A 25,447-nucleotide genomic window follows, 5' to 3' on the forward strand; every position below is an offset into this window, starting at 1 on the left:
ACCCCCCCCCCCTGGGGGGTGGTGGGGGTGGTCTCCCGGGGCCCCCCGGCCCCCCCCCCCCCCCACCCCGGGTCACTGCTTGTAGAAGATCTTCCGCTCCCAGGACTCCCGGCTGGTCAGGTCGGGCAGCGCCGCGCGGTAGCTGCGGCGCAGCTCCGGCCACGCCTTGGCGACCTCGCGCAGCTGGCGCACCGAGTTCGCCAGCATGCCGCGGAACAGCTGCGGGTCGCGGCGGCGGAAGGTGACGCCGCGGCCGTCGGGCGTGGAGACGGTGGCCGAGTCGAGCCGGGACAGCACGAACCACTGCGCCTGCCGCGACGGCACGTTGCGCTGCGGCACGACGTGGAAAGCCGGGTCGGGGGTGCGCAGGTTGTGCACCACGCTGCGGGCCAGGCCCTTGGCGATGGCGACCTTGCCGGTCGGCGGCTCCGGGAACAGCTGCGCGGCCAGCGCGTCCAGCTCGGAGAGCGGCACCTGGGTGGCCGAGTCGAGCGGGCGCCCGTCGTCGTACTGGGCGCGGGTGGCCCGGATGTCGGCGAGGATGGTCGGCAGGTTCTCGAACAGCTTGTCCGGGCCGGCCAGGAAGTCGCGCAGCGCCATGGCCTGCAGCGCGACCGCCGAGTACTCCATCAGCATCAGGTGGCGCAGGGTGCGCTTGACGGTGTCGCGCACCAGGGCCTTGGCGCTGTCCGGGCCGTGCAGCGCGGCGGCGACGAACCGGTTGCGGTAGTGGAAGTAGGCCTGCCAGTCGCTGGTGTCGTCCTTCTCCATGAACGACATGTGCCAGATCGCGATGCCCGGCACGGTGGCCGTGCGGTAGCCGCGGGAGCGGGCGCGCAGGCCGTACTCGGCGTCGTCCCACTTGATGAACAGCGGCAGCGGCATGCCGAGGTCCTCGGCGACGGCCCGCGGGATCAGGCACATCCACCAGGCGTTGTAGTCGACGTCGGTGCGCCGGTGCAGCCACGGGGTCTGGCGCAGCGGGCGCTCGGCCAGGTCGTGGTGCGGCTGGGTGCCCGGGGCGTTGCGCCACAGGAAGGCGTTGCGGTCGACGACCTCGCCCATGGTGGACAGCTGCGAGCGCACCTGCAGCGACAGCATCTGCCCGCCGACCAGCATCGGCTCGCGCGAGTACCGGGAGAACGCGACGGCGCGCAGCACCGAGTCGGGCTCGAGCAGGATGTCGTCGTCCATGAACAGGATCTGCTCGCAGCCGGTGCCCGCGCCGTCGGCGCCGTAGAGCGCCTCGTGCATGACGCGGGCGTAGCCGCCGGACCCGCCCAGGTTGGGCTGGTCGATGATGCGCAGCTTGTCGCCCAGCACGGCGGCGGCCTCGGCGAAGCCCGGCTCGTCGCGGACCTTCTTCGTGCCCTGGTCGGCGATGACGACGGCGGTGACGGTGGCCAGCACGAGCGGCTGCTCGCCGATCGCGGTGAGCGTGGCGACGCAGTCGGCGGGCCGGTTGAACGTCGGCATGCCGATGGTGACCGCGGCCCGCCCGGTCGGCGCCTCGGTGGCGAACCACCCGCCGGAGTGCACGACCAGCTCGTCGCTGTCGGTGGTGAGGTCGAACCAGTACCAGCCGCCGTCCTCGAACGGGCGCAGGTCGAGGGTGATCTCGACGTCGCGGCGCCCGCCGGCGAGCACCTCGCCGCACACGAAGATGTGCGAGCCGTCGGCCTTGGTCCGGTAGACGTCGATCCGCCCGGTGCCCTCGACGTTCAGCCGCAGCCGCACGTCGGTGAGCCGCGACCAGCGCCGCCAGTAGCCGGCGGCGAACGCGTTGAAGTACGCCCCGAACGACACCTCGCTCTGCGCGGCGATCACCGCGGAGGTGCGGGAGGTGGCCAGCAGCCTGCGCGCGCTGGTCGCCGACCCGGCCAGGTGCACGGGGGTGACGGGCGCGCCGTAGGGGTCGCCGGGTGCGGTGGTCATGCGGATGCCGGTGCGCTCGTCCATGTACAGCGAGCGCACGCTCATCGGGTCGCCCGCGCGCGGCAGGATGACCCGTTGGAGCAGGTTGCCGATCGGGTCGGTGTCCCCGTTCACCGGCACGGTCAGCTCAGCGGTCTGCGTCATCAGGGAAGGCTCAGTCCTCGCTCGACTCGGTGCCGGCCAGTGCGCGGCCCTCGGTGAAGTACGGCGTGATCCGGTTCTCGAACATGGTCAGCGCCGACCCGATCGCCATGTGCATGTCCAGGTACTTGTAGGTGCCCAGGCGCCCGCCGAACAGCACGTTGGCGTTGGCGGTCTCCTTGCGGGCCAGCTCGCGGTAGCGGGTGAGCTTGGCGCGGTCCTCCGGCGTGCCCACCGGGTAGTACGGCTCGTCGCCGGGCTCGGCGAAGCGCGAGTACTCCCGGACGATCACCGTCTTGTCCTTGGGGTAGTCGCGCTCGGGGTGGAAGTGGCGGAACTCGTGGATGCGGGTGTAGGGCACGTCCGCGTCGTTGTAGTTCATGACCGAGGTGCCCTGGAAGTCGCCGGTGCCGTGCAGGACCTCCTGCTCGAAGTCCAGCGTGCGCCAGCTCAGCTCGCCCTCGGAGTTGCCGAAGTAGCGGTCCAGCGGCCCGGTGTAGACGGTCGGGGTGCCGGCCGGGATGTCCTCGCGGACGTCGAAGTAGTCGACGTCGAGCCGCACCTCGATGTTCGGGTGGTCGGCCATCTTCTCCAGCCACGCGGTGTACCCGTCGACGGGCAGGCCCTCGTAGGTGTCGTTGAAGTACCGGTTGTCGAAGGTGTAGCGGACCGGGAGCCGGGTGATGATCGCGGCGTCCAGCTCGGTGGGGTCGGTCTGCCACTGCTTGGCCGAGTAGCCCTTGACGAACGCCTCGTAGAGCGGGCGCCCGACCAGCGAGATCGCCTTCTCCTCGAGGTTCTTCGCGTCCTTGGTGTTGATTTCGCCGGCCTGCTCGGCGATGAGGGCGCGGGCCTCGTCCGGGGTGTGCGACTTCCCGAAGAACTGGTTGATCAGCGCCAGGTTCATCGGGAACGCGTAGACCTGGTCGGCGACGCGGGCGAACACGCGGTGCTGGTAGCCGGTGAACTCGGTGAACCGGCTGACGTAGTCCCACACGCGCTTGTTCGAGGTGTGGAACAGGTGCGCGCCGTACCGGTGGATCTCGATGCCGGTCTCCGGCTCGGCCTCCGAGTAGGCGTTGCCGCCGATGTGCGACCGCCGCTCCAGAACCAGCACGCGCTTGCCGAGCTCGGCGGTGCGCTCGGCGATGGTCAGACCGAAGAATCCCGAACCGACGACGATGAGGTCGTATCCCGCGTAGCTCACGACCATCGAGGGTAGCGGGGGGCCGGCGAGGACCGACGGCCGCGGTGACCGTGGCGACGACGGCGGCGATGGCAGGGTGGTGGCGGCGCCGGGCGGTGCGCCGGGCGGCGGTCCCCGCGACGAACCGTGCGCCGTGTGCGGGGCTGTACGACGCGCATGACATGCTCGCCCACGGACCGGTGATGATCAGTGGAGGATGACCGTGCCACTGCCCGACCTCACCGCCGCGGATCTCGGACTCGTCGGCTTCACCCTCGCTCTCGTGCTGACCCCCGGCGCCCTGGTCGGCGCGGCGGGCGGGCTGCGGGGGTGGTCGCTGGTCGCGGCCGCCCCGCTGCTCACCTACGCCATGGCCGGGCTCACCGGGCCGTGGACCACCGCGCTGGGCATCCCCTGGTCACCCTGGGTGCTGGTGAGCGCCACGCTGGTCCTCGCCGCCGTCGTCGCGGTCGTGCGGGTGGTGGTCACGCCAGGGCGCGACCCGGACCGCGCGCCGGACCGACCGCCGCCCCGCCCGCCGGCCGCCGACCTCGCGCTGGCCGCCGCGGTCGCGGTCTCGGCGCTGGTCGGCGCCGCCGCCGTGCTCGGCGGGATGGGCGGGCTGGGCACCGTGCCGCAGGACTGGGACGCGGTCTTCCACGCCAGCGGCATCCGGTGGGTCGCCGAGACCGGCGACGCCGGGCTGTTCGGGATGAGCCAGACCAACTGGTTCGTCGGCGGCACCGAGATCTTCTACCCGAACGCCTACCACCTCGTGGGAGCCGTCGTCCGGCAGGTGACCGCCCAGGACCTGCCCTCGGTGCTGAACGCGCAGACCTGCCTGCTGCCGGGCCTGGCCGCGCTCGCGCTCGCCGCGTTCGTCCGCCGCTTCGGCGGCTCGACCACGCACGCCGCCGGGGCCGCGCTCGCCGTGTCCGGCCTGAGCGCCTTCTACGACATGCTGTGGCGCGGGCCGCTGCTGCCCTACACCACCGGCGTCGTGCTCACGCCGGTCTTCGCGCTGCTGATCGTGGAGTTCCTCGACGCCGCCGACCGGCGGGCGCGCACCGGCACCGGGGTGCTGCTGGCGCTGGGCACCGCCGGGCTGCTGTGCCTGCACCCGTCGATGCTGTTCGGCGCGGTCGTGTTCGCGCTGGCCCTCGTGGTGTGGCGGTGGGCGCGCCGGCCCGCGGCGCTGCGCCGCGAACCGCTGCTGCTGGTCGCGGCCGGGCTGGGCGGGCTCGCGCTGTCGGCCCAGCAGATCGCCGGCTCGATCTACAGCGCCGCGAGCTTCCCGCCGGTGGACTGGCCCGCGGACCTGGCGTGGACGACGGCGACCGTCGAACTGCTGTCCTTCGGCCACGAGGCCGACACCCCGCAGCTGTGGCCGACGCTGCTGCTCGCCGTCGGCGTGGCGACCTACCACCGGCTCGGGGAGCTGCGCTGGGTCGGGGCCGTGGCCGTCGTGCTCGGTGCGCTGTTCGTGCTGGCCGCGAGCTCGGACGCGGAGTGGGTGAACGCGATCACCCGGCCGTGGTGGAACGACCGCTGGCGGCTGGCCGGGCTGTTCGCGCTCACCGCGTGCGTGCTGATCGGGCACGGCCTCGCCCAGCTCGCCGCGCTGGGCGCGGCGCTGGCGCGGGCCGCCGTCCCGCGCCACCCCGTCGACCCCGCCGCGGTGGGCGCTGTGGCGGTGGTCGCGCTGGTCGCGGGCAGCGGGCTGCTCGACCTCGGCCGCAGCCAGATCCGGATGTCGAACAACACCGGGGAGGGGCCCGCGGTGTCCTCCGCGGAGATCGCCGCGTTCCACGCGCTCGCCGAGATCGTGCCGCCCGGCACGCGGGTGCTCAACGACCGCAACGACGGGTCGGTGTGGATGTACCCGCTGGCCGGGCTGCACCCGGTCGCCGGACACTACGACGCCACCGCGCTCGGCGACACCGACGTCGGGCTGCTGGAGACCCGCTTCAACCAGTACGCCGACGACCGCGCCGTGCGAGCGGCGGTGGAGCGGCTGGACGTGGGCTTCGTGCTGGTGGGCCGCGGCTTCCTGCGCGGCGAGCAGACCCAGCGCGCACCCGGGCTCACCGATCTGGCCGACCGGCCGTTCCTGACCGAGGTCTACCGCAACGCCGACGCCACCGCCTACCGGATCGACCGCGACTACGTCCCCGACCGGCCGTGAGACCCCGTCCGGCCCGGCGCGGCGCGCCGGACCGGACGGGGCTCAGGCCGCGGGCGGCGAGGAGGACACCTGGCGCACCGCGCGCGGCGGCAACGGGTCCTCGCGCAGCTGGCGCGACGGCGGCGCCGACGGCCGGTCGGGGCTCTCCTGGATGTCGAGCATCAGCGCGTACATCAGCATCTGCATGCCCAGCAGGAACGGCGCCACGGCGAGGATGACCGACCCGGCCGTCGCCGCCGGCGGCCCGATCGTCTCGATGATCGTCCAGATGCCCACCGCGGTGCCGAACAGCGTCAGCAGCAGCCCGCCGATGACGAACAGCGCCACCGGCGAGAACGAGTGCACGACGTACTTCCACAGGAAGCGCCGCCAGAAGCCGCGGAACAGCAGGTTCGCGATCTCCGGGCCGACCCGGCGCAGCTTGATCGAGGAGATCTCGTCGCCGTAGACCGCCGGGATCGGCACGTCGGTGGCCGGCACGCGCAGGATGTTGAGGTTGATCAGGACGTCGTTCTCGTAGGAGTAGCGCCGGGCGAGCTGGTGCATCGGCATCCGCTGCAGCACGTCGCGGCGGGTGGCCGTGTAGCCGTTCTGCGGGTCGAACATGTGCCAGTACCCGGAGGCGAACTTCGTCAGGAACGACAGCACGATGTTGCCGAGCACCCGGTAGGCCGGCATGCCCTGGTAGGAGCCGGTGGAGAAGAACCGGTTGGCCTTGGCGAAGCCGTAGCCCTCGTGCACGATCGGGTCGAGCAGCGCGGGCAGGTAGCTCGGGTCCATCTGGGCGTCGCCCGCCATCACGACGTCGATGTCGGCGCCGAGGTCGAGCGCGGCCCGGTGCCCGGTGATGATGGCCCCGCCCACACCGGTGTTCTTCTCGTGGGTGATGACGAGCACCCGCGGGTCGCCGGTGGAGCGGGCCCGCTCGGCCGTGGCATCGCTGCTCTTGTCGTCGACGATCACGATGTGGTCGACGAAGTCCGGCATCGTCGTGATCACCTTGGTGATCAGCTTCTCCTCGTTGTACGCCGGCACCACGGCCGCGATGCGGTGGTTCTCGTACACCCTCGTCCCGTCTCCCTCGTGTGTGGATGGTCTCGTGCGGTGGGTGGTCAGAGCCCGGCCGCGGCGCGCACCCGCTCGGCCAGGTCGAGCGCCCGCATGCCGTCGCGCCCGGTGACGCGCGGCTCGGTGCCGTCGCGCACGGCCGCGGCGAAGTGTGACAGCTCCAGGTACAGCGGCTCCCCCCGGTTCTCGAGGAACGGCAGTTCGACCACGCCGGTCTGCCGGTAGCGCGTCCCCTCGTCGGAGAGGTACTCCGAATGGTCCACCCGGTGGATCGTCACGTCCTGGCGGAGCAGGTCGACGCTGACGAAGTCCTTCTCCCGGGTGATGGCCAGCGTGCGGATCTTGTTCTGGCCGATCCGGCTGGCCGTCAGCGACGCGCTGACCCCGTTGTCGAACTCCACGATCGCGCTGACCAGGTCCTCGGTGGCCGAGCGCGGCCGCTGCGCGATGGCCGACACCGCGGTCGGCTCGCCCCCGGCCAGGGCGAGCACGATGTCCAGGTCGTGGATCATGAGGTCGAGCACCACGCCGACCTCGACCCGGTTGCTGTAGGGGCTGATCCGGGCGGTGTCGATGTGCACGATGCCGTCGCGCAGCCGGTCGAGCTCCAGCACCGCCGGGTTGAACCGCTCGACGTGCCCGACCTGCAGGACGACGCCCCGGTCGGCGGCGGCGTCGACGAGCCGCTGCGCCTCCTCGCGGCTGGTCGCGATCGGCTTCTCGATCAGCAGGTGGGTGCCGTGCCCGAGCAGGGCCAGTCCGTGCTGCTCGTGCAGCGAGCTGGGCGAGGCGACGACGGCGCAGTCGACGCGGCCGAGGACGTCGGCGAGGTCGGTGGTGGCCTGCGCACCGCAGCCGGCGGCGACCCGCTCGGCGCGGTCGCGGTCGGGGTCGACGACGTACGCGACCTGCACTCCGGGCACGGAGCGGGCGATGCGCGCGTGGTTGGTGCCCATGACACCGGCGCCGACGATGGCGAACTTCAACACGGCTGCTTCCTCGTATCGGCTCAGGTTGTGGTGACCGGGTCGGCCGGTTCGGTGCTGCGGAACACCCACAGCTGGTAGGCGAAGTAGTTCCAGAGGGTGGTCATCGCCACCGAGATGATCTTCCCGAGCTGGTAGCCGAGCCCGGTCCGCTCGGCGAGCCAGATCACCCCGAGCGTCGCCAGGTAGTTGACCCCGAGCAGGATGAAGTAGCGCACCAGCTGGCGGTGCCCGGCCCCCTGCGCGCCGAAGGTCAGGTACTTGTTGGACAGGAAGACCACGCCGAGGCTGCCCCAGAACGCGACGGTCGCGGCGAGCCAGACGGGGGCGCCGAACACCTCGCGCAGCAGCACCAGCAGGCCGAAGTCGACGGCGAACCCGATCGCGCCGACCCCGATGTAGATCAGGAACCGGCGCGCGCTGAGCGTCGAGCGCCCGCTCCGCTGCGGCGCGTCACTCACGACAGCACGTCCCGCACCGCGTCGGCGACCCGCTCGACCTCGTCGTCGGTCAGCGCGGCGTGCACGGGGAGCGCGAGGCACTGCCGGGCGATCCGCGCGGCGACCGGGGTGTCGGCCACCTCGACCAGGGGGTGCTCGGCGTAGGCGGGGTACTCGTGGGCGAGCTTCGGGTAGTAGATCCCGCTGCCGACCCCGCGCTCGGCCAGCCCGGCGCCGAGCGCGTCGCGGTCGACGGCGGCGTCCTCGGTGACCAGCACGGTGTACTGGTGCCAGACGTGCTCGCGCCCCGGCAGCACCTCGGGCACGACCAGCCCGGGCACGTCGCGCAGCCGCTCGGTCAGCCGGTCGGCGTTCGCCCTGCGGCGCCGCACCTGCTCGGGGTAGCGGGCCAGCTGGGGCAGCCCGACCGCCGCGGCCAGGTCGGTCATCCGGTAGTTGTGACCGACCATCTCGTACTGGTAGCGCGCCCGCATGCCCTGGTTGCGCAGGACCCGCAGCCGGTCGGCCAGCTCGTCGTCGGCGGTGGTGATCATCCCGCCCTCGCCGGTGGTCAGGTTCTTCGTCGCGTAGAACGAGAAGCACCCGACGCCGAACGACCCGGCCGTACGGCCGCGGTACCCGGCCCCGTGCGCCTGTGCGGCGTCCTCCACGAGCCGCAGGCCGTGGTCGGCGGCCACGGCGAGCAGCGGGTCCATGTCGGCGGTCTGCCCGAACAGGTGCACCGGCATCAGCACCTTCGTGCTCCCGGTCACCGCGTCCTTGACCGCGGACGGGTCGAGGGCGAAGTCGTCGGCGCGGATGTCGGCGAAGCGCACCCGGGCCCCGGTGGCGAGCACGGCGTTCACCGTGGCGATGAAGGTGAACGGCGAGGTGAGCACCTCGTCGCCGGCGCCGAGCCCCAGTCCCTGCAGCGCGGCGGTGAGCGCGATGCTGCCGTTGCTCACCGCCACGGCGTGCGGGACCCCGCACAGCGCGGCGAACTCCCGCTCGAACTCGGCCACCTTCGCGCCCTGCGCCAGATGGCCGGAGCGCAGCACCTCGAGCACGGCGCGCTCCACGTCGGACCCGAGCTGGACGGTGGAGATGGGGATCATGCGGTTCCCGGCGGTGGACACGATCGGACAGCGTATCCGGGCATCCGCACGGCGGCGGTCCCCCCACCTCTACGGTGGTCCGCGTGATCGTCCATCCGACCGCGGTCGTCGGGCCCGGCGTCGAGCTCGGCACCGGTGTCGAGATCGGGCCGCACGCCGTGCTGCTCGGTCCCTGCCACATCGGCGACGGCGTGCGCATCGGGGCGGGGTGCGTGATCGGCAGCCCGCCCGAGCTCACCAGCGCCGCGCAGAACGCCGCGTGGACGGGCGACCTGCAGCACCACGGGGTGGAGATCGGGCCGGGCACGGTCGTGCGGGAGATGTCCAGCGTGCAGCAGGGCAGCCGGGGCCCCACCCGGATCGGCGCCGGGTGCTGGCTGCTGAGCCGCTCCTACGTCGCCCACGACTGCGAGCTCGGCGACGAGGTGACCACGTCGGCGGGCGCGGCGCTCGGCGGACACGCCCGCATCGGGTCCTGGGCCAACCTCGGCATGAACGCCACCGTGCACCAGCGCCGCGTGGTCGGGCCCGGTTCGATGATCGGGATGTCGGCCGTGGTGACCCGCGACGTGCCGCCGTTCGGCAAGGCCTACGGCAGCCCGGCGCGGGTGCACGGGGCCAACACGGTCGGCATGGCCCGCCGCGGCGTCACGGAGGCGGACGCCGCGGCCCTCGACGCGTCCTACCGCGCGGGCCGGGTGCCCGCCGACCCGGGCCCGGGCGACGCGCTGGTCGCCGCCTGGCGGTGGTGGGACGAGCGGACCGGGACGGCTCAGAAGTAGACCGCTGCGGTGAGCGTGGCCAGCCACATCACGGCCAGCACCTGCAGCACCCGGTCGCCGAGGGCGATCTCCTCCGGCTCGCCGCCGTTGCCGCCGTCGACGTCGACGGAGTAGCGCAGCACCGCGACCACGAACGGGACGATCGAGATCGCCGACCACACCATGTTGTGCTGCTGCTCACCGATCGCGAACGCCCACAGGCAGTACGTGGTGATGAGCACGGTGGCCGACAGCGCCCACACGAACCGCAGGTAGGACGCCGAGTAGCTCTCCAGCGACTTGCGGATCTTCGCGCCGGTGCGCTCGGCGAGCATCATCTCCGCGTAGCGCTTGCCGGCCACCATGAACAGCGAGCCGAAGCCGGCCGAGAGCAGGAACCACTGCGACAGCGGGATGCCGGTGGCCGCGCCGCCGGCCACGGCGCGCAGCAGGAAGCCGGAGGCGACGATGCAGATGTCGAGCACCGGCTGGTGCTTGAGCCAGAAGCAGTACGACAGCTGCACGACCACGTAGACGGCCAGCACCGCAAGCAGCTGCAGGCTGGCCAGCGCGCTGAGCGCGAGCGCGCCCAGCAGCAGCACCACGGCCACGCCCAGCGCCAGCGGCACCGGGACGACGCCCGCGGCGATGGGGCGGTTGCGCTTGGTCGGGTGGGCGCGGTCGGCCGCGACGTCGTTGGCGTCGTTGACCAGGTAGATGCCCGATGCGGCGATGGAGAACGCGGCGAACGCGATCAGCAGGTCGACCGCGATGCCGGGCATGAAGATGTCGCCCGCGGCGAACGGGGCGGCCAGCACCAGGACGTTCTTCACCCACTGGCGCGGGCGCATGGTGCGCAGCACGCCCGCGGCCACCCGGGCGGGGGTGCGGGGGGTCGGCTCGGCAGGCGTCGTCGACTCGTCGCCGGTCGGTCCGGCCATGTCGGGCTCGGTGGTCGGCTCCACGACCGGCGGGTCGGTCGGCTCCGCCGCAGGCTCCACGACCGCTTCCTCGGCCGACTGCTCGGTCGACTGCTCGGTCGACTGCTCGGTCGACTGCTCGGTCGACTGCTCGGTCGACTGCTCGGCGGGCGTCGGGTCCACGGGCTTCGAGCCGTTCGCGGCGGTCGCCCCGTTGGTGCGCGCGGTGGAGTCGGTGCTGCTGGTCATCGCCGTCCCTCCCGGGCGGAGAGGCGCCGGGTGAACAGGCCGACCGCGGCGCCGAGGGCGGTTCCGGCGAGGACGTCGGTGGGGTAGTGCACGCCCAGCACCATGCGCGACAGCGCCATCGGCGCCACCGCGGCGGTGACCAGCCGGCCCGGCCTGCCCAGCAGCGGGCCGAGCAGCACGGCGGCGGCGGCCGTGGAGGTGGCGTGGGCGGAGGGGAAGCTCAGCTTGCTGGGGGTGCCCACGAGCACCCGCACGCGCTCGTGGTCGGGGCGCGGGCGGCGGACCACCCGCTTGACCCCGACCGAGGCGCCGTGCGCGAGCGCGACGCCCGCGGTGGCGGCGACCCACTCGCGGCGACGGCGGCGGTCGAGCAGCGCGCCCGCGGCACCGATCGCCAGCCAGCCCATGGCGTGCTCGCCGAAGTGCGACATGCCGGTGGCCGCGCGGACCACCGGCGGGCGTCCCATGCGCTGCTGCACCGCTTCCAGGACGCGGACCTCGGCGGGGGCCGGGGGCACGACGACCTGCTCGGTCGTCGCGTCGGGATCGGCTCCCGGTCGGGGAGCGGGAGCCTGCGGGCGGCTCGGGCCGGGGCGGTCGAGGAGCTCGGCCACGGTGGAGGGCCTCCAGTGCGGCGCCGGAGCTCGTGCCCGCGCCGGGGATCGGGTGTGGGCGGACAGGGGTGCGTGCCCGCGGTGCGGCGACGATGCTACGCCCGGCGCCCCGCACCGACCGGGTGCGGTGCACCAGTGCGGATGCCGGGCCCGGTCAGAACCAGCGTTCCAGGACCAGCGCCAGCCCGTCCTCGCCGTTGGCCGCGGTGACCTCGTCGGCCACCTCGATCAGCGCCGGGTGGGCGTTGCCCATGGCCACGCCGTGCCCGACCCAGCGCAGCATCTCCAGGTCGTTGGGCATGTCGCCGAACGCGATGACGTCGCAGGGCTCGACCCCGGCCCGGCGCGCCACCTCGGCGAGCCCGGTGGCCTTGGTGACCCCCGGCGGCGACATCTCGACCAGGCCGCGGGGGTGGGAGAACGTGAGGTCGGCGAGGTGGCCGACCACCGGGGTCAGCGCGGCGACCATCGCGTCGCTGGACAGGCCCGGGTTGCGCACCAGCATCTTCACCGCGGGCCGGTCGAGCAGCTCGTCGCGGGTGGTGACGGCGTTGTCGGCCTCGGGCCAGGCGTGCTGGTAGGCGGGCTCGGCGATGAACGGCACGGCGTCGTCGAGTGCGCGCTCCCCCACCCGCTCGACGGCCAGCCCGGACTCCGGGAACACCCCGGCGACCGCGGTGGCCAGGGCGTCGAGGGCGTCGGGGTCGAGCGTGCGGGACCACAGGATGCGGTCGTCGACGGCGTCGTACAGGACGCCGCCGTTGGCGCACACGGCCAGCCTGCCCACCGGCAGCTCGGCCAGCACGGGCGGGATCCAGCGCGGCGGCCTGCCGGTGACCAGCACGAAGCCGACCCCGGCCGCGACCAGCCGCTCGATGACGGCGACCGCCCTGGCCGGGACGTGGTCGTCCGGGCCGAGGAGCGTGCCGTCCACGTCGGTGGCGACGAGCCGTGGAGCCTGCACCCGCCCCACCCTACGTACCGCTCCGGTCAGAGCTGGGCGCGGAGGCGGGCCACGGCGCCGGTGATCATGTCGGCGTACTCGCCGGGCGGCAGGTCGGCGAAGCCGGCCTCGGCGCGATCGAGGTGGTGTCGGGCGGCCTCCGGATCGCCGAGCTCGACGAGGTCGGCGGCCAGGTTCAGGTGCAGCGACGGGTAGAAGCCGCGCACCGCCAGCGACGAGTGGTACTCCCGGGCGCGCTCGTCGGTGAGGCCGTCGGCGGCGCGCAGGGCGCGGCGGTCCCACTCCAGCTCGTCGGCCGGGTCGTCCTGCAGATCGGCCAGGAAGTGGGCCAGCGACACGGCGTGCAGCGGGTCGCCCGCCTCGCCGCCGATCTCGTCCCACAGCGCCGCCAGGTCGGCGGCCGCCCCGGCCCGCTCCCCCGCCGCGGCCCGCAGCTGGGCGGCGTGGATCCGGCCCATCACCGGGTCCTCGACGCCGGTCGCCTCCCGCCCCGTCGCCTCCCGGCCCGTCACAGCCGCACCGGCATCAGCAGCGAGACCGACCGCGGCGAACGCACGACCAGCGGTGTCACCGGGCCGTCGAGCAGCAGCTCCAGCTGGCCGGGACCACCGGCGTCCAGCGCCTGCAGCAGGAACTCCCGGTTGACGCCGATCCCGCCGCTGCCGTCCGCGGTGAGCAGGCCGTCGGCGGTCAGGCCGAGCGCCGCGACCTCGAACTCGACGCCGTCGGGCTCGCGGCTCATGGTGCGGGTGGGCGCGGCGGCCAGCGCGCGGCGCAGCCCCTCGTCGACCGCGACCCGGCGGCCGTCCCCGGTGAGCAGGGCCCGGTAGTCGGGGTAGGCGTCGGGCAGCAGCTCACCCCCGACCGCCCCGACGGTGATCGACATCCCGCGCACGGACACGGCGACCTCGGTGTCGTCGAGCTGCGCGGCGATGCGGTCGGCCAGCTCGACCGGCACCAGCGCGCCCACCGGCGGCCCGCTGACCTCGACGCACGGGGCGGGCGCCACGGCCAACCGGAAGCGGTCGGTGGCGACCAGGGTGATCGCGTCGGCACCGACGTCGAACAGCACGGCGCCCAGCGCCGGCATGTCGGGGTGCGCCCCGGCGGCGAACCGGACGGCGCGCAGAACGGCGGCCAGGTCGGCGCCGCGCACGCGGGCGGTGGTGGGCAGGGCGGGCACGGGGTCCTCCTCGAGCAGCGAGCGGATCGAGGAGAGCGCGCGACGGGCGTCGACCAGGCCCTGCTCCAGCCGGCGCAGGTGCGCGGCCAGCAGCGCGTCGAGCGCGTCCGGGTCGTCGCGGTGCGCCAGCACCTCGCGGATCCCGGCCAGCGGCATCCCCACCCGGCGCAGCCCGGCCACCAGCCGGGCCACGACGAGCTGGTCGGGAGCGTAGAACCGGTAGCCCGAGCGCGGGTCGACGACGGCGGGCACGAGCACCCCGGCGCCGTCGTAGAAGCGCAGGGCGCTGACCGACAGCCCGGACTCCCGGGCCATCGCGCCGATCCCGCGCAAGCTCTCCTCCATGCCGATCACCCTCGGGTCTCGACCTTGTCGAGAGTCAACTGCACCATCGCGACCCCATCCCGGAGTTCAGGAAAGCCACGATGCTGCCCTCTGAGGGCAGCATCGTGGCTTCCTGAACTTTCGAGCGAGCGAGCGAGCGGCGAGGGGGTGGGAGCGGGGAGGGAGCGGGGAGGGAGGGTCAGAGGATGGCGACGGCGACGACGAGGCCGAGGGCGACGTGGGCGGCGGAGACGACGTAGGCCTGGGGGCGGATCTCCGGGGCGGCGAGCACCTCGCCGATGTCGATGCCGGTCACCCACTCCAGCAGCCGCACGCCCAGTACCTGCACGATGATCCCGACCAGGCCGAAGATCAGCGAGGCCAGCAGCCCCTCCAGCAGCGCGCCCCCGGAGCTGTAGATGGCCACGACGACGATGAACGCCATGCTCACCATGCCGGCGGCGGTGACGATGACGGAGTTGGGGCGACCCTCGCGGACGAGGCGGTTGAGCTTGCCGGGCGTGGTGATGTCGACGGCCCAGAAGCCGAGCAGCATCAGCAGCACGCCGACGACAGCGTAGAGCAGGATCGCGCCGATCCCGCGGCCGATCAGGGAGAAGTAGGTCCCGTCGATCTGGGCGAGGATGGTGGTGTTCACGGACGGCCTCCAGGGAGCTCCGAGCGGGGTGCCCGGCGGATCTAAGGGGGTGGGGAGGGGTGTGGGGAGCGGTCAGTCCCGTATCAGGTGCGGGACGAAGGCGGCGCCGTCGTCGGTGACCAGTCCGACGGTCTCCCGGATGCCCAGGCCGGCGGAGGTGTCGCCGACGATCCAGGCGCCGAGGGCGGGACGGTATCCGTCGAACTCGGGCAGCGGGGCGAAGAGCTGGTAGACGTAGCCCTCCTCGCCGTAGACGCCACCCGTCTGGTGCTCCATGCCGGGCGCGACGATCTGGATGTTGGCGCCCTCCCGGCCGAGTCGGGGCTTGCGGACGTACTCGGTGAGCAGGCCGGGCTGGTCGAGGAACGCCGGGAGCAGGTTGGGGTGGCCGGGGTAGAGCTCCCACAGCACGGCGAGTAGCGCCTTGTTGCTGAGCAGCGACTTCCACAGCGGCTCGATCCACAGCGTCTCGGGCAGCCCGCGGGCGACGTGCTTGCCGAAGTCGTCGGTGAGCACCCACTCCCAGGGGTAGAGCTTGAACGCGGTGGAGATGGGGGCTTCCTCGAGGTCGACGAAGCGGTCGAGGGCGGAGTCCCAGCCGATGTCCTCGATGGCCAGCCCGACGGTGTCCAGGCCGGCTTCGGCGGCGGTCTCCTGCAGGTAGCCGACGGTGACGTGGTCCTCGCCGCTGGCGTCGGCGCGCGACCAGGTGAAGTGGATGTCGTCGCCGGGCAGGCGGGCCTTCAGCTCGCCCCACCGCTCGACGAGCTTCTCGTGCAGCGAGTTCCACTGGTCGGAGTCGGGGTGGGTGTCCTGCAGCCAGTTCCACTGCAGGACCGATGCCTCCAGCAGCGTGGTGGGCGTGTCGGCGTTGTACTCCAGCAGCTTGGCCGGTCCGCCGCCGTCGTAGCGCAGGTCGAACCGGCCGTAGACGTGCGGGTCGCTGCGCTTCCAGGACTTGGCGACGGCCTCCCAGGACCATTCGGGCAGCGCGAAGTCGCGGAACCGCTCGGCGGTGACGACGTGGTCGACGGCCTCCAGGCACATGGAGTGCACGACCTCGACGTCGGCTTCGAGGGACAGGACCTCGTCCATGGTGAAGCTGTAGTGGACGGACTCGTCCCAGTAGTCGCGGTCGGCGCCGCCCTCGCCCCGTCCGGGCGTGCCGTAGACCAGGCCCTGCTCGGCGACCTTGCGCTGCCAGTCGGGCCGCGGTTCCCCCCGGTGCCGTTCCATCAGCTGCCGCTGCTCGATCCGGTGCCGTTCACGCCGAGCCCGCCGCGGGAGACGCTGGGGCTGCCCGCGGAGCTGCCGCTGGAGCTGGAGCCCGAGCCGGCCGAGGTGCCGCCGGAGGTGCGCGGCGGGGTGCCGGCCGAGCCGCCCGAGAGCGTGCGCCCCGACGGCGTCCGCACCGTCACGCCGTCCTTGGGCGCGATGGCCGTGCCACCGCTCACCCGCGAGCCGAAAGTGCCGCTGCCGCCGTAGTTGTAGCGGTACTGCCGGCCGCCGTCGCCGACGAAGATGAAGTACCCGCCGCCGCCGTGGTAGGTCGGGTTGGCCGCCGGGGTGACGCAGTTGGCGTCGTCGACGACGACACCGGTCTCCTCGTCGACGCACTGGGCCTCGACCACGTCGTCCGGGGCGGCGAGCGCGTACCCGACCGCGATCACGGCGACCACACCGACGGTGACGCCGGTGCCGACGAGCACCCTCTTGCGCACCCGCTTCTTGCGGTCCGCTTCTTCCTCGGCGGCGCGTTCGGCCTCTTCAGCGCGCTTGCGGGCCTGCTCGCGGGCCCGCCTTTCGGCGAGGGTAGGCTCACGCGGAGTAGTGGTCTCGTCCTGGAACCGCATCCGGCCGGACGTCGACCGCTCCTCCTCCTCGTTGTCCGCCACGCGAATCCCCTGTCGCTCACCGACTTGCCGTTCACCGATCCGGCCTGCGCGCGGAACCGTACCGGCCGACGTCGGGCGCGCACACGTTGACGCTCGCAGCACGGCGACGACCGATGGCCGAGCGACCGGCGCGGCCCGGTGAGCCGACGCGGCGGGTGACGGCATCATTGCGCCCGTCATGGACCGAACCCTCACGGCGCCACGCCGAGGTCTCACCGACGCCGACGCTCCCCCGCCCGGCTTCCCCGAGATCCCGCCCGCGTTCCCCCGGTACCCGGACGACCGCGCTCCCCTGCGGCAGTCGGGCATGCTCGGCGGTGACCACACCGCCCTGGCCCCGCTGCCCAGGTCGGGGCGCCCCGCCCCGTCGCGGCGAGCGGGGAGCGGGTTCTCGACCCAGCACCCGGCCCGTCGCGTGGTGCTGGGCGTGCTGGTCGGCGCGCTGACCATGCTCGGCGTGGCCAGCCTGGACACGCTGGGCGCGGGCACGGTGCCGGTGCTGGGGTCGTTCGCGGCCCTGCCCGCGGCGCCTGCCGTGCCGGAGATCGTGGAGGTCGAGCCGCCGCCCGCCACCCCGGGCACCTGCCTGAACTGGACCCGGCCCGACGCCGCGGACACCGCGCTGGTCGACTGCGCCCAGTCGCACCTGTTCGAGCAGGCGGGCTCGATCGCGCTGGCCGACCAGGCGGCGCTGCCCGACGACCAGAAGATGCGCCAGCTGGTCAACGAGCGCTGCACCCCGATCGTGGTCAACTACCTGAACGGGAAGTTCGACCCGGTCGGGCGGTACCGGGTGGGTGCGCTCAAGCCGTCGGCCGCGAAGTGGGAGCAGGGCAACCGCGACCTGCGCTGCGGCCTGCAGAGCGCCTCGCGCTCCGGTGCGCTGTACCCGATGGTCGGCAAGGCGTCCGACAGCGACCAGTCGAACGTCCAGGAGCCGGGCACCTGCCTGGCCATCGACGGCAAGACCATCGGCGACCCGGTCAGCTGCTCGGGCCAGCACGCCGTCGAGACGGTCGGCATCGTCGACCTCTCCGGCCAGTTCCCCGACGCGTTCCCGCAGGTCGGCGACCAGGACGGCTTCCTGCAGCCGGAGTGCGCCCGGATCGCGGGCGAGTACCTGGGCGACCCGGCCGCGATCGCGGCCAAGGGCCTGACCGTCTACTGGGACAACATCACCGAGGAGTCCTGGGCCGCGGGCACCCGCCGGGTCAACTGCAACCTGGCGGCCCTGCTGCCCGACCGCAGCGGCTTCGCGCCGATCACCGGAGCCGCCAAGGGCACCGTGGTCGTGGGCGGCGAGCCTGCCCCGCCGGCCGTGAACCTCCCGGCCCCCGGTGTACCGGCCCCGTCGGTCGAGGAGACCGAGCGGCCGCAGGGCGACGGCGGCGGCGACGAGCAGCCCCCGCTGGACGGCCAGAACCCGCCCACCGACGGCGAGCAGCCCGACGGCGAGCAACCGCCCGTCGAGGGTGAGGCACCCGTCGGGGACGGCGGCGAGGTCCCGCCGACGACCGAGGTCCCGACCACCCCGGAGCCCCCGACCGACGGCGACACCGGCGGCGAGATCGACGTCCCGATCGTCGACCAGGAGCTGGACATCAATCCGCCGGCAGGCACCTGACCCACCCCCGTTCGCCCAGGTGGAAGACTGGCGTCGTGCAGATGACCCGGCGCCGGTTCGAGGAGCTGGTGTCCGACGCCCTGGACTCCGTGCCGGCCGAGCTGTCCGCCCAGATGGACAACGTCGTGGTCCTGGTCGAGGACCGCAACGACGAGGAGCCCGCGCTGCTCGGGCTCTACCACGGCGTCGCGCTCACCGAGCGGACCTCGTCCTACGGCGGGGTGCTGCCCGACCGGATCAGCATCTACCGGGAGGCGATCCTCGACGTCTGCGCGGACGAGGACGAGGTCGTGCACGAGGTGACGGTGACGGTGGTGCACGAGATCGCGCACCACTTCGGGATCGACGAGCAGACGCTGCACGACCTCGGGTGGGGCTGAGTCGCCCCTACCCGGCGCCGCTCACCAGTCGTCGCGCTCCTGGAGGTCGCGCAGCTGCTGCCGGACCTCCGACCACCGGAGCCGATAGCGCCGCCCCGGGGTGATGACGGCGGGGACGAGCTTGCCCTGAGCCACCCACTTCGTGACCGCGCGCTGCGTGACTCCGAGCCGCTTGGCGACTTCACCGCACGGCGACAGGTGAGGTACCGGACGACGGCTTCGCCGCCGAGCCGGCGAGGTGCGGCGCCCTTCCCGACCGCCTGATCGCGCTGCACGTCGACGACGGCACCGGCCGCTACACCCACCCGTGCACGCTGCGCACCGTGGCCACCGAGGCGCTCGTCATCCAGGCCCGAGAGCGCCCTCGACCGCCCACCCGACGAGCGATGAGCCGGTGAGGGGTCAGTCCGCCTCGCCGCCCGCGGTGACGTCGCCCGGGCGCGGCGGCGCCGGGTCCCAGTGCACGAGCTCCCACCCGCCACCCTGCCCGCTGCCGTCCCCGCTGCCGATGGCGGACAGCACCACGATCCCGGTGTTGCCCAGGTACGCCGTCTCGACCACGTCGCCCAGCAGGGCCGCGGCCCCGAGTCGGATGGCGGCGCCGTGGCTGACCAGCACCACCGTGCCGGCGACCGGCCCCGCGGCCGGGCCGGTGATCTTCTCGACGGCCGCGGTGAACCGGTCGCGCAGCTCCTGGGCCGACTCGCCACCGGGCAGGTGGGCGTCCAGGTCGCCGCGCCCCCAGGCCGCGTAGACCTCCTCGAACCGCTCGCGGGCCTCGACGTCCGAGCGGTTCTCCAGGTCACCGACGAAGATCTCGTGGGCGCCGTCGACGACCTGCACCTCCAGGCCGAGCGCGGCGGCGAGGGGGGCGGCGGTCTGCTGGGCCCGGGTGGCCGTGGAGGCGTGCACGGCGCTGATCGGACCGCCGACCACGGGGTCGACCCGCAGCCGCTCGGCCAGCGCGGCGGCCTGCGCGTGGCCCAGCTCGGTGAGCGGGGCGCCGGGCGGGCGGGTGTCGAGGGCGTGGATGACGTTGGCGGCGGTCTGGCCGTGGCGCACCAGGACCAGGCGCGGAGCGCGCTGTGCTGATGATTCGCTCGCCAGCTCGCGCTGCGCCGATGATTCGCTCGCCAGCTCGCGCTGCGCCGATGATTCGCTCGCCAGCTCGCTCATGCCCGCGTCCCCGCGCGCAGTCCGGCCAGCCATTCCTCGGCGGCGCGGAAGCCGTCGGCGTCCGGGTCGCCGAACGGGGCGGGCGTGGGGCCCGCGGCGTCGGCGGCGCCGTTGCCCGCCCGTGGGTAGGAGCCCAGGTAGCGGACCTTGTCGCAGCGGCGGTGCAGCGCGGCCAGCGCCTCGCCCATCGCCGGTTCGGCGACGTGGCCGGTGCAGTCGAGGTGGAACCAGTACTCGGCGTGGCGGTCCTTCAGGGGCCGCGACTCGATGCGGGTCAGGTCGATGCCGCGCATGGTCAGCTCCGTCAGCAGGCCGAGCAGGGCACCCGGTCGGTTCTGGGTGGTCGCGGCCAGCGTGGTCCGGTCGCGCCCGGTCGCCGCCGGCGGCGTGGTGGGCCGGCTGACCAGGGCGAACCGGGTGATCGCGCCGCGGTTGTCGGCGACGTCGTCGTGCAGCGCGTGCAGGCCGTGCAGCTCGCCGGCCAGCGGTGCGGCCACCGCGGCGTCGACCTCGCCGCGCGCCACCTGGGCGGCGGCCTCCGACGTGGACGTCGTGGTGCGCACGTCGGCCCCCGGGAGGTGCTCGGCGATCCAGCCGCGGGTCTGCGCGATGCCGTGCGGGTGCGACGCCACCGACCGCACGTCGTCGACCGTTCGTCCCGGGCGCACCAGCAGCGCGAACCGCACCGCCAGCACCGCCTCCCGCACGATGACCAGCGGCGGGTCCTCGACGAGGCTGTCCAGCACGGCGGGCACCGCGCCCTCCACCGAGTTCTCGATCGGCACGCAACCGGCCTCGACCTCGCCGTCGCGGACGGCGGCCAGCACGGCCAGGCTTCCGGCGAACGGCACCAACTCGGCGTCGGAGGCCTCCGGGAGCGACCGCAGCGCCTGTTCGGTGAACGTGGCGTGCGGCCCGAGGAACGCGATGCGGGACACGCCCCCGACCCTATGCGTTCGGCCGCCCGTGCCCCTGCGCCCCCGTTCGCCGACGGTCCTGGCCCCCATAGCGCCTCTGCGTAGAAGTGCGCATCACCCGATCCGGTGGTCGCCGTAACCTCCGTCGCATGGTGGGGGTATCCAGCCGGTTACGGCAGGCGACGGCGGTCGCGCTCGGCGCGCTGACCCTGGTCTCGCTCGCGGCGTGCAGCTCGACGGTGCAGGGCCGGGCGGCGGCCGCGCTACCGCGCGACGGCGAACCGCCGCTGACCGCGGCACCCGCTCCGCCGTCCCCGGAGGACATCATCCAGGCGCCGGAGGACGGGCGGAGCCTGGAGGCGCACCGGCTCGCCGCGGCCACGCCGATCATCCCGTCGGTCTTCCCCGACCGGACCGAGTACTGCTTCCCCGAGGGCGCGTTCTTCAGCACGGAGAGCATCGAAGCGCTGTACTTCGTCGAGGGCACGGCCAAGCCGATCCTGGACAAGTACGGGTTCGCCGCCGGGTGGGGCGAGTGCCAGCAGGACGTGGAGAACCGCGGGACGCTGTCGCTGTCGGTGGAGCTGTCCGACCCGGCGTCGGCGCGGGCCGCGGCCGACGAGCTGGCCAAGGCCGGGCAGGACTTCGACGAGCGCACCAGCACCGTGCTCGACGGCTACCCCGTGCAGACCAGCAACGACGAGGAGAACGACACCGTCGAGATCTGGGCGCCGGTCGGGCGCACCCTGGCCTACGTCTTCCACACCGCGCCCAGCGGCCAGGCCCTCGACGGCGCCACCCGGCTGATCACCGAGCACACCCGGCTGCTGGAGGCGTTCACCCCGACCCCGCAGGCCGAGCTGCCCAACCTGCCGCTCGACCCGGCCGGCCTGATCCCGCGGATCGTCAAGCTGCCCGGCGAGATCCAGAAGGGCACCGGCCCCTACGAGCTCGAGTCCTACCTGCGGCTCGCGATCGACGCCGAGGCCGAGCGCGACCTGCTGGCGGACAACGGGTTCGAGTCGATGTTCTACGTCACCTCCGGCGACGACGAGCACAACTACTCGGTCTCGCTCTACAAGTTCCCCGGCTCCGCGCAGACCAACGTCGTCTACGACGGCTTCGCGCGGCTGGAGGAGACGGCGTTCGGCGGCACCCCGTTCGAGCTGGAGGCCATCCCGGACGCGCCGTGCTTCGTCTTCGACGGCGGCCTGCCCGGGACGCCCTCGTTCTACCAGCGCTGCTACGTCGGCTTCGGCGGCTACCTGGCCAGCGTCGACGTCGGCGGGCTGGACTCGGCCGACGACACCGCCAAGATGAACGAGCTGCTGCCCCAGCAGCGCGACCTCATCCAGGGCTGACCGGCCCGACTCGACCGTTCGGGGGGACGGACGATGACCGGAGGGGACGGCCGCGCCGGCCACGGCACCGGGCGGTGGGCGGTGGCGCTCGGGCTGCTCGCGGCGCTGTCCGCGTGCGCGGCGCCGCTGGAGGGCCGGGCGGCGGCCGTGGACGCGGTCGCGGCGCCCACTGCGCCGGGCGAACCGGCGCCCGGCATCACCCCGCCCCCCGCGGAGGGGATCTCGGTGGAGGCCGCGCGGCTGGCCGCCGCCACCCCGTACGTGCGGGAGGTCCTCCCCGACCGCGCCGACACCTGCGGCCCGGCGGGGCCGCTCACCAGCCCCGGGCGCGTCGAGGACCTCGGCGCCTACCCGCCCGGCACGGTGGAGCCCGTCCTGGTGAAGTACGGCTACGTCGCGGGGTGGCGGGCGTGCGCCGCGCCGCCGGACGCCCCGCCCGAGGTGCGGTCCGTGGCCGACACCCTGGAGATGGCCGACCCCGCCGCGGCCCGGGCCACCGCGGCCGAGCTGGCCGCCACGTCCCTGCGGTCCGGCGAGCAGCAGACCTCCGTCCTGGGCGGGTCGCGGGCCCAGGTGCTCTCCGAGGGCGACCGGGAGGTCGTGGAGATCTGGGTGCCGGTCGGGCGCACGATCGGGTTCGTCCGGCACAACGGCCCGGCCGGGACCGCGCTCGGCGAGGCCACCCGCCTCGCCGACGCCCACGCCCGGCTGCTCGCGGCGTTCACCCCGACCCCGCAGGCGGAGGTGGCCGACCTGCCCGTCGACCCGCTCGGCCTGGTGCCGCGGATGGTCCGCCCGCCCGGCGACGTGCTCAGCGGCACCGGCTGGTACGGCCTGGCCGCCACCCTGCACACCGCGGCCGACCCCGTCGCCACCCGCGCCCTGCTGACCACCCACGACCACCTGGGCGGGTTCCGCATCCGGACCGACGACGGCATCCTCGGCTACCTCGTCGTGCTCGACGCGTTCCCCGGGCCCGCCCAGGCCGAGGCCGTCCGCGCCGCGTACGCGGCGGTCGAGGACGGCTACCCCGACCAGCGGCGGATCGCGCTGCCCGCGGTGCCCGACGCCACCTGCCACACCGTCGACCGGGGCACCACCGGCGCCCCGCTGGTCACCCAGCGCTGCCTCGTCACCCGCGGCGGCTACCTGGCCCCCGTCGACGTCTACGGCTCCGACCGGGTCGACGACACCACGACGCTGGGCGCCATGGTGCGCACCCAGGTCGACCTGATCGACGGCTGACGGAGGACCGCCCGATGCACCCAGCCCGACGCTGGTCGACCGCGCTCGCGGCGCTGTCCGTGGTGGCCGCCACGGCCTGCGCCGCCCCGGTGGCCGGGGCCGCCCGCCCCGCCCAGCTGATCGACCTGCCCACCGGTTCCGGGGAGCCCGCGCCCGGGATCGTCGTGCCGCCACCGCAGGGCAACGGCCAGATCCTGGAGGCGATCCGGCTGGCCGCGGCGACGCCCATCGTGCGCGAGCAGTTCCCCGACCGCACCAACCCGTGCTCGACGACCGGCGAGCTGGTGGCCCCGCGCGACGTCGAGGCGACGTCCTTCCCGGAGGGCACCGTCGCGCCCGTCCTGGCCAAGTACGGGTTCGTCACCGCCTGGCGGGCGTGCGCCTCGAACGCGGAGGGGTGGTGGACGGTGACGCAGTCGGCCGAGCTGTCCGACCCGGCCGCGGCGCGCCACGCCGTCGTCGAGCTGGCCGCGGCCTCGCTGGTCTCCGGCGAGCGCCAGACGACCGTGCTCGGCGGGGCGACGGCGCAGGTCAGGGTCGAGGAGGAGACGGAGGTGGTGCAGATCTGGGTGCCGGTGGGCCGGCTGTTCGGCTACGTCTTCCACCAGGCGCCCGCGGGCGTCGCGCTCGCCGAGGCCACCCGGCTGGCCGAGGTGCACTCCCGGCTGCTCGCGTCGTTCACGCCCACCCCCCAGGCCGGGGTCCCCGACGTGCCCGACGACCCGGCCGGGCTGAGCGAGCTGACCGTCCGCCCGCCCGGCGACGCCGTCCGGGGCAGTGGCCCGTTCGACCTCGAGGCGACCCTGCACTCGTCGACCGACCCGATCGCCGACCGCGCCCTGCTCACCGCGAACGGCTTCCGCGGCTCGTTCCGCTGGCTCACCTACGACGGCGCGCACAGCTACGCCGCCGTCCTGCAGGCCTTCCCGGGGCCGGCGCAGGCCGAGGCGGTCCGGCAGGCGTTCGTCACCTCCGACGCCGGCGCGGAGGGGCGCGTCCCGTTCACGCTGCCGGGCGCCCCGGACGCGTCCTGCTTCCGCACCGACCGCAGCGTGCCCAGCCTGGCGTCGTTCTACCAGCGCTGCTACGCGAGCCGCGGCGCCCACCTCGTGTGGGTGGACATCGACGCCATCCGCTCGGTCGACGACACCGCGGCCATGACCACGCTGCTGGCGGCCCAGATCGACCTGATCGACGGCTGACGGCCGGGCCGGACGGCCTCAGGCGGGCAGGCCCAGCCCGGCCAGCTCGTCGGCGGGCAGCGGGCCCGGGTCGGCGCCGCAGCGCGCCAGCCGCCCGCGCACCCCGCCGACCGCCTCCGGCGACAGCCCGCCCAGCTCCGCGACCAGTGCCGCCTTGTCGGTGCTGCGCAGCGCCTCCACCACGTCGCCACCGGCGATCGCCCGCGCCACGGCGACCAGCAGGTTGAGGACGCCGTGCTGGTCCGGCTCCGCGGAGTGCACGACCTGGCGCAGCCCGGAGGTGGTGAACCCGCGCCCGGACTCCGCGGTGATCCGCACGAACCGCTCCACCTGCTCCACGCTCGGCACGTCCGAGGGCCGCGGGCCGCCGCAGCGCAACTTGGGCGCGCAGCCGTGCTCCGCGACCCGGCGCACCGCCTCCAGCCAGGCCCCGATCAGCTCCTGGTCGTCGCCGAGCGGGCGGCGCGGCTCCACGACCGCCACCACGTCCTCCGGCACGAACTCCGACACCCGCTCCAGCCAGACCGCGTCGACGTCCGGCGGCGCCGCCGTCTCGATGGTGCGCGGCGCGAGCAGGGAGGTGCGGGAGAACACCGTCGACAGCGCCTTCGGCACCGCTCCGAGCCCGGTGTCGACCACCAGCGACAGGTCGACCGGGCGGGCGGGTGCCGCCCGCGCCAGCTCGGTGACCAGCGCGGGGAGCCGCGACACCGGGCAGGCCAGGTGGCCCACCAGGCCCCCGTGCCGACCGTCGCGCGCTTCCAGGTGGCGGGCGACCACCGCGTCCACGCCGGGGGCGCCGGCGCGGGGCGACAGCAGGCTCGTGTCGTCCACCAGCCGGGAGAACAGCGGAGGGATGGCCCAGGCGTCCGCTCCTGCCTCCGTCATCACGGTCGATGACGCTAACCGGTCGCCGAG

Annotated in this window: 25 protein-coding genes; 7 read left to right on the forward strand and 18 right to left on the reverse strand. The window is 74.0% G+C overall.

The genetic code is table 11. The annotated features are described in order from the left end of the window. Window positions 1-72 precede the first annotated feature (72 nt). On the reverse strand, window positions 73-2,079 hold the full coding sequence (locus KDL28_RS23075; protein WP_252441566.1) for a glycosyltransferase: 2,007 nt from the start codon (window positions 2,077-2,079) through the stop codon (window positions 73-75). 10 nt (window positions 2,080-2,089) lie between these two features. After that, a complete protein-coding gene (gene glf / locus KDL28_RS23080; RefSeq protein ID WP_252441567.1) occupies window positions 2,090-3,283 on the reverse strand; it encodes a UDP-galactopyranose mutase in 1,194 nt (397 codons plus the stop codon). 196 nt (window positions 3,284-3,479) lie between these two features. Between glf and KDL28_RS23085 the strand changes: the two genes are divergently transcribed. Continuing rightward, window positions 3,480-5,447, forward strand: coding sequence for a DUF6541 family protein (locus KDL28_RS23085; RefSeq protein WP_252441568.1), 1,968 nt, complete (start codon window positions 3,480-3,482; stop codon window positions 5,445-5,447). A 42-nt stretch (window positions 5,448-5,489) separates the two neighbouring features. On the opposite strand, the gene KDL28_RS23090 is transcribed toward KDL28_RS23085, so the two are convergent. From KDL28_RS23090 to KDL28_RS23105, 4 genes are read right to left on the reverse strand one after another with little or no spacing between them, the layout of a single operon-like run. Continuing rightward, window positions 5,490-6,512: a glycosyltransferase family 2 protein gene (locus KDL28_RS23090; RefSeq protein ID WP_252441569.1), complete on the reverse strand. Its 1,023-nt coding sequence runs from the start codon at window positions 6,510-6,512 to the stop codon at window positions 5,490-5,492. Window positions 6,513-6,559: 47 nt separating this feature from the next. Next, window positions 6,560-7,504: a Gfo/Idh/MocA family protein gene (locus tag KDL28_RS23095; RefSeq protein WP_252441570.1), complete on the reverse strand. Its 945-nt coding sequence runs from the start codon at window positions 7,502-7,504 to the stop codon at window positions 6,560-6,562. Window positions 7,505-7,524: 20 nt separating this feature from the next. Continuing rightward, on the reverse strand, window positions 7,525-7,962 hold the full coding sequence (locus tag KDL28_RS23100) for a GtrA family protein (protein WP_252441571.1): 438 nt from the start codon (window positions 7,960-7,962) through the stop codon (window positions 7,525-7,527). Beyond that, window positions 7,959-9,056 (reverse strand): DegT/DnrJ/EryC1/StrS family aminotransferase, encoded by a 1,098-nt coding sequence (locus KDL28_RS23105; protein WP_252441613.1) that lies wholly within the window; start codon window positions 9,054-9,056, stop codon window positions 7,959-7,961. Before KDL28_RS23105 ends, KDL28_RS23100 begins: the two co-directional genes overlap by 4 nt. 83 nt (window positions 9,057-9,139) lie before the next feature. Between KDL28_RS23105 and KDL28_RS41645 the strand changes: the two genes are divergently transcribed. Then, window positions 9,140-9,838, forward strand: a complete 699-nt coding sequence (locus KDL28_RS41645; protein ID WP_252441572.1) for an LbetaH domain-containing protein — start codon at window positions 9,140-9,142, stop codon at window positions 9,836-9,838. Here KDL28_RS41645 and KDL28_RS23115 read toward each other — a convergent pair. The 8 genes from KDL28_RS23115 to KDL28_RS23150 form a co-directional block, all read right to left on the reverse strand. Then, the gene (locus tag KDL28_RS23115) at window positions 9,829-10,758 is read right to left on the reverse strand and encodes a decaprenyl-phosphate phosphoribosyltransferase (protein ID WP_372497047.1); all 930 of its coding nucleotides are present in this window, start codon (window positions 10,756-10,758) and stop codon (window positions 9,829-9,831) included. The two genes, KDL28_RS41645 and KDL28_RS23115, sit on opposite strands and share 10 nt — an antisense overlap. A gap of 224 nt (window positions 10,759-10,982) precedes the next feature. Continuing rightward, entirely contained in the window at window positions 10,983-11,600 is a 618-nt protein-coding gene (locus KDL28_RS23120; protein WP_372497046.1) for a phosphatase PAP2 family protein, read from the reverse strand. 154 nt (window positions 11,601-11,754) lie between these two features. After that, window positions 11,755-12,564 (reverse strand): HAD family hydrolase, encoded by an 810-nt coding sequence (locus tag KDL28_RS23125; protein ID WP_252441574.1) that lies wholly within the window; start codon window positions 12,562-12,564, stop codon window positions 11,755-11,757. A gap of 26 nt (window positions 12,565-12,590) precedes the next feature. Next, window positions 12,591-13,076: a hypothetical protein gene (locus KDL28_RS23130; RefSeq protein ID WP_252441575.1), complete on the reverse strand. Its 486-nt coding sequence runs from the start codon at window positions 13,074-13,076 to the stop codon at window positions 12,591-12,593. Continuing rightward, a complete protein-coding gene (locus KDL28_RS23135) occupies window positions 13,073-14,092 on the reverse strand; it encodes a DNA polymerase III subunit beta family protein (RefSeq protein ID WP_252441576.1) in 1,020 nt (339 codons plus the stop codon). Before KDL28_RS23135 ends, KDL28_RS23130 begins: the two co-directional genes overlap by 4 nt. A 178-nt stretch (window positions 14,093-14,270) precedes the next feature. Then, window positions 14,271-14,729, reverse strand: coding sequence for a DUF350 domain-containing protein (locus tag KDL28_RS23140; RefSeq protein ID WP_252441577.1), 459 nt, complete (start codon window positions 14,727-14,729; stop codon window positions 14,271-14,273). Between the two features lie 72 nt (window positions 14,730-14,801). Next, window positions 14,802-15,965: a glutathionylspermidine synthase family protein gene (locus KDL28_RS23145; protein WP_252441578.1), complete on the reverse strand. Its 1,164-nt coding sequence runs from the start codon at window positions 15,963-15,965 to the stop codon at window positions 14,802-14,804. Further along, window positions 15,965-16,624 carry a hypothetical protein gene (locus KDL28_RS23150; protein ID WP_252441579.1) on the reverse strand — a complete coding sequence of 220 codons (660 nt, stop codon included), beginning with the start codon at window positions 16,622-16,624 and terminating at the stop codon, window positions 15,965-15,967. The genes KDL28_RS23145 and KDL28_RS23150 overlap by 1 nt, the downstream gene beginning before the upstream one ends. A gap of 178 nt (window positions 16,625-16,802) precedes the next feature. Here KDL28_RS23150 and KDL28_RS23155 point away from each other — a divergent pair, with 178 nt between their 5' ends. Together KDL28_RS23155 and KDL28_RS23160 are read left to right on the forward strand one after the other, a co-directional pair. Then, on the forward strand, window positions 16,803-18,248 hold the full coding sequence (locus tag KDL28_RS23155) for a septum formation family protein (protein WP_252441580.1): 1,446 nt from the start codon (window positions 16,803-16,805) through the stop codon (window positions 18,246-18,248). Between the two features lie 41 nt (window positions 18,249-18,289). Then, a complete protein-coding gene (locus tag KDL28_RS23160) occupies window positions 18,290-18,628 on the forward strand; it encodes a metallopeptidase family protein (RefSeq protein WP_252441615.1) in 339 nt (112 codons plus the stop codon). Window positions 18,629-18,649: 21 nt separating this feature from the next. Here the strand turns inward: KDL28_RS23160 and KDL28_RS40600 are convergent, their stop codons facing one another. The 3 genes from KDL28_RS40600 to pheA form a co-directional block, all read right to left on the reverse strand. Further along, window positions 18,650-18,826, reverse strand: a complete 177-nt coding sequence (locus KDL28_RS40600; protein ID WP_256502514.1) for an excisionase family DNA-binding protein — start codon at window positions 18,824-18,826, stop codon at window positions 18,650-18,652. A gap of 204 nt (window positions 18,827-19,030) precedes the next feature. Next, the gene (locus tag KDL28_RS23170; RefSeq protein ID WP_252441582.1) at window positions 19,031-19,804 is read right to left on the reverse strand and encodes a histidine phosphatase family protein; all 774 of its coding nucleotides are present in this window, start codon (window positions 19,802-19,804) and stop codon (window positions 19,031-19,033) included. Beyond that, the gene (gene pheA / locus KDL28_RS23175) at window positions 19,801-20,742 is read right to left on the reverse strand and encodes a prephenate dehydratase (RefSeq protein WP_252441583.1); all 942 of its coding nucleotides are present in this window, start codon (window positions 20,740-20,742) and stop codon (window positions 19,801-19,803) included. The genes KDL28_RS23170 and pheA overlap by 4 nt, the downstream gene beginning before the upstream one ends. A gap of 128 nt (window positions 20,743-20,870) precedes the next feature. Here pheA and KDL28_RS23180 point away from each other — a divergent pair, with 128 nt between their 5' ends. From KDL28_RS23180 to KDL28_RS23190, 3 genes are read left to right on the forward strand one after another with little or no spacing between them, the layout of a single operon-like run. Then, on the forward strand, window positions 20,871-22,082 hold the full coding sequence (locus tag KDL28_RS23180) for a DUF7373 family lipoprotein (RefSeq protein WP_252441584.1): 1,212 nt from the start codon (window positions 20,871-20,873) through the stop codon (window positions 22,080-22,082). Window positions 22,083-22,115: 33 nt separating this feature from the next. Further along, a complete protein-coding gene (locus KDL28_RS23185) occupies window positions 22,116-23,327 on the forward strand; it encodes a DUF7373 family lipoprotein (RefSeq protein WP_252441585.1) in 1,212 nt (403 codons plus the stop codon). A gap of 14 nt (window positions 23,328-23,341) precedes the next feature. Further along, entirely contained in the window at window positions 23,342-24,529 is a 1,188-nt protein-coding gene (locus tag KDL28_RS23190) for a DUF7373 family lipoprotein (RefSeq protein ID WP_252441586.1), read from the forward strand. Between the two features lie 18 nt (window positions 24,530-24,547). Here the strand turns inward: KDL28_RS23190 and KDL28_RS23195 are convergent, their stop codons facing one another. Then, entirely contained in the window at window positions 24,548-25,417 is an 870-nt protein-coding gene (locus KDL28_RS23195) for a hypothetical protein (RefSeq protein WP_252441587.1), read from the reverse strand. Window positions 25,418-25,447: the final 30 nt, after the last annotated feature.

It is taken from the genome of Pseudonocardia humida (assembly GCF_023898865.1).
Lineage (GTDB): Bacteria > Actinomycetota > Actinomycetes > Mycobacteriales > Pseudonocardiaceae > Pseudonocardia > Pseudonocardia humida.

Coding starts and splice junctions, on each gene's coding strand:
- KDL28_RS23190 (WP_252441586.1), top strand. CDS start 23,342: ATGCACCCAGCCCGACGCTGGTCGACCGCGCTCGCGGCGCTGTCCGTG.
- KDL28_RS23135 (WP_252441576.1), bottom strand. CDS start 14,092: ATGGAGGAGAGCTTGCGCGGGATCGGCGCGATGGCCCGGGAGTCCGGG.
- KDL28_RS23075 (WP_252441566.1), bottom strand. CDS start 2,079: ATGACGCAGACCGCTGAGCTGACCGTGCCGGTGAACGGGGACACCGAC.
- KDL28_RS23115 (WP_372497047.1), bottom strand. CDS start 10,758: ATGGCCGGACCGACCGGCGACGAGTCGACGACGCCTGCCGAGCCGACC.
- KDL28_RS23145 (WP_252441578.1), bottom strand. CDS start 15,965: ATGGAACGGCACCGGGGGGAACCGCGGCCCGACTGGCAGCGCAAGGTC.
- KDL28_RS23180 (WP_252441584.1), top strand. CDS start 20,871: ATGGTGGGGGTATCCAGCCGGTTACGGCAGGCGACGGCGGTCGCGCTC.
- KDL28_RS23195 (WP_252441587.1), bottom strand. CDS start 25,417: ATGACGGAGGCAGGAGCGGACGCCTGGGCCATCCCTCCGCTGTTCTCC.
- KDL28_RS23160 (WP_252441615.1), top strand. CDS start 18,290: ATGACCCGGCGCCGGTTCGAGGAGCTGGTGTCCGACGCCCTGGACTCC.
- KDL28_RS23185 (WP_252441585.1), top strand. CDS start 22,116: ATGACCGGAGGGGACGGCCGCGCCGGCCACGGCACCGGGCGGTGGGCG.
- KDL28_RS23105 (WP_252441613.1), bottom strand. CDS start 9,056: ATGATCCCCATCTCCACCGTCCAGCTCGGGTCCGACGTGGAGCGCGCC.
- KDL28_RS23155 (WP_252441580.1), top strand. CDS start 16,803: ATGGACCGAACCCTCACGGCGCCACGCCGAGGTCTCACCGACGCCGAC.
- KDL28_RS23170 (WP_252441582.1), bottom strand. CDS start 19,804: ATGAGCGAGCTGGCGAGCGAATCATCGGCGCAGCGCGAGCTGGCGAGC.
- KDL28_RS23085 (WP_252441568.1), top strand. CDS start 3,480: ATGACCGTGCCACTGCCCGACCTCACCGCCGCGGATCTCGGACTCGTC.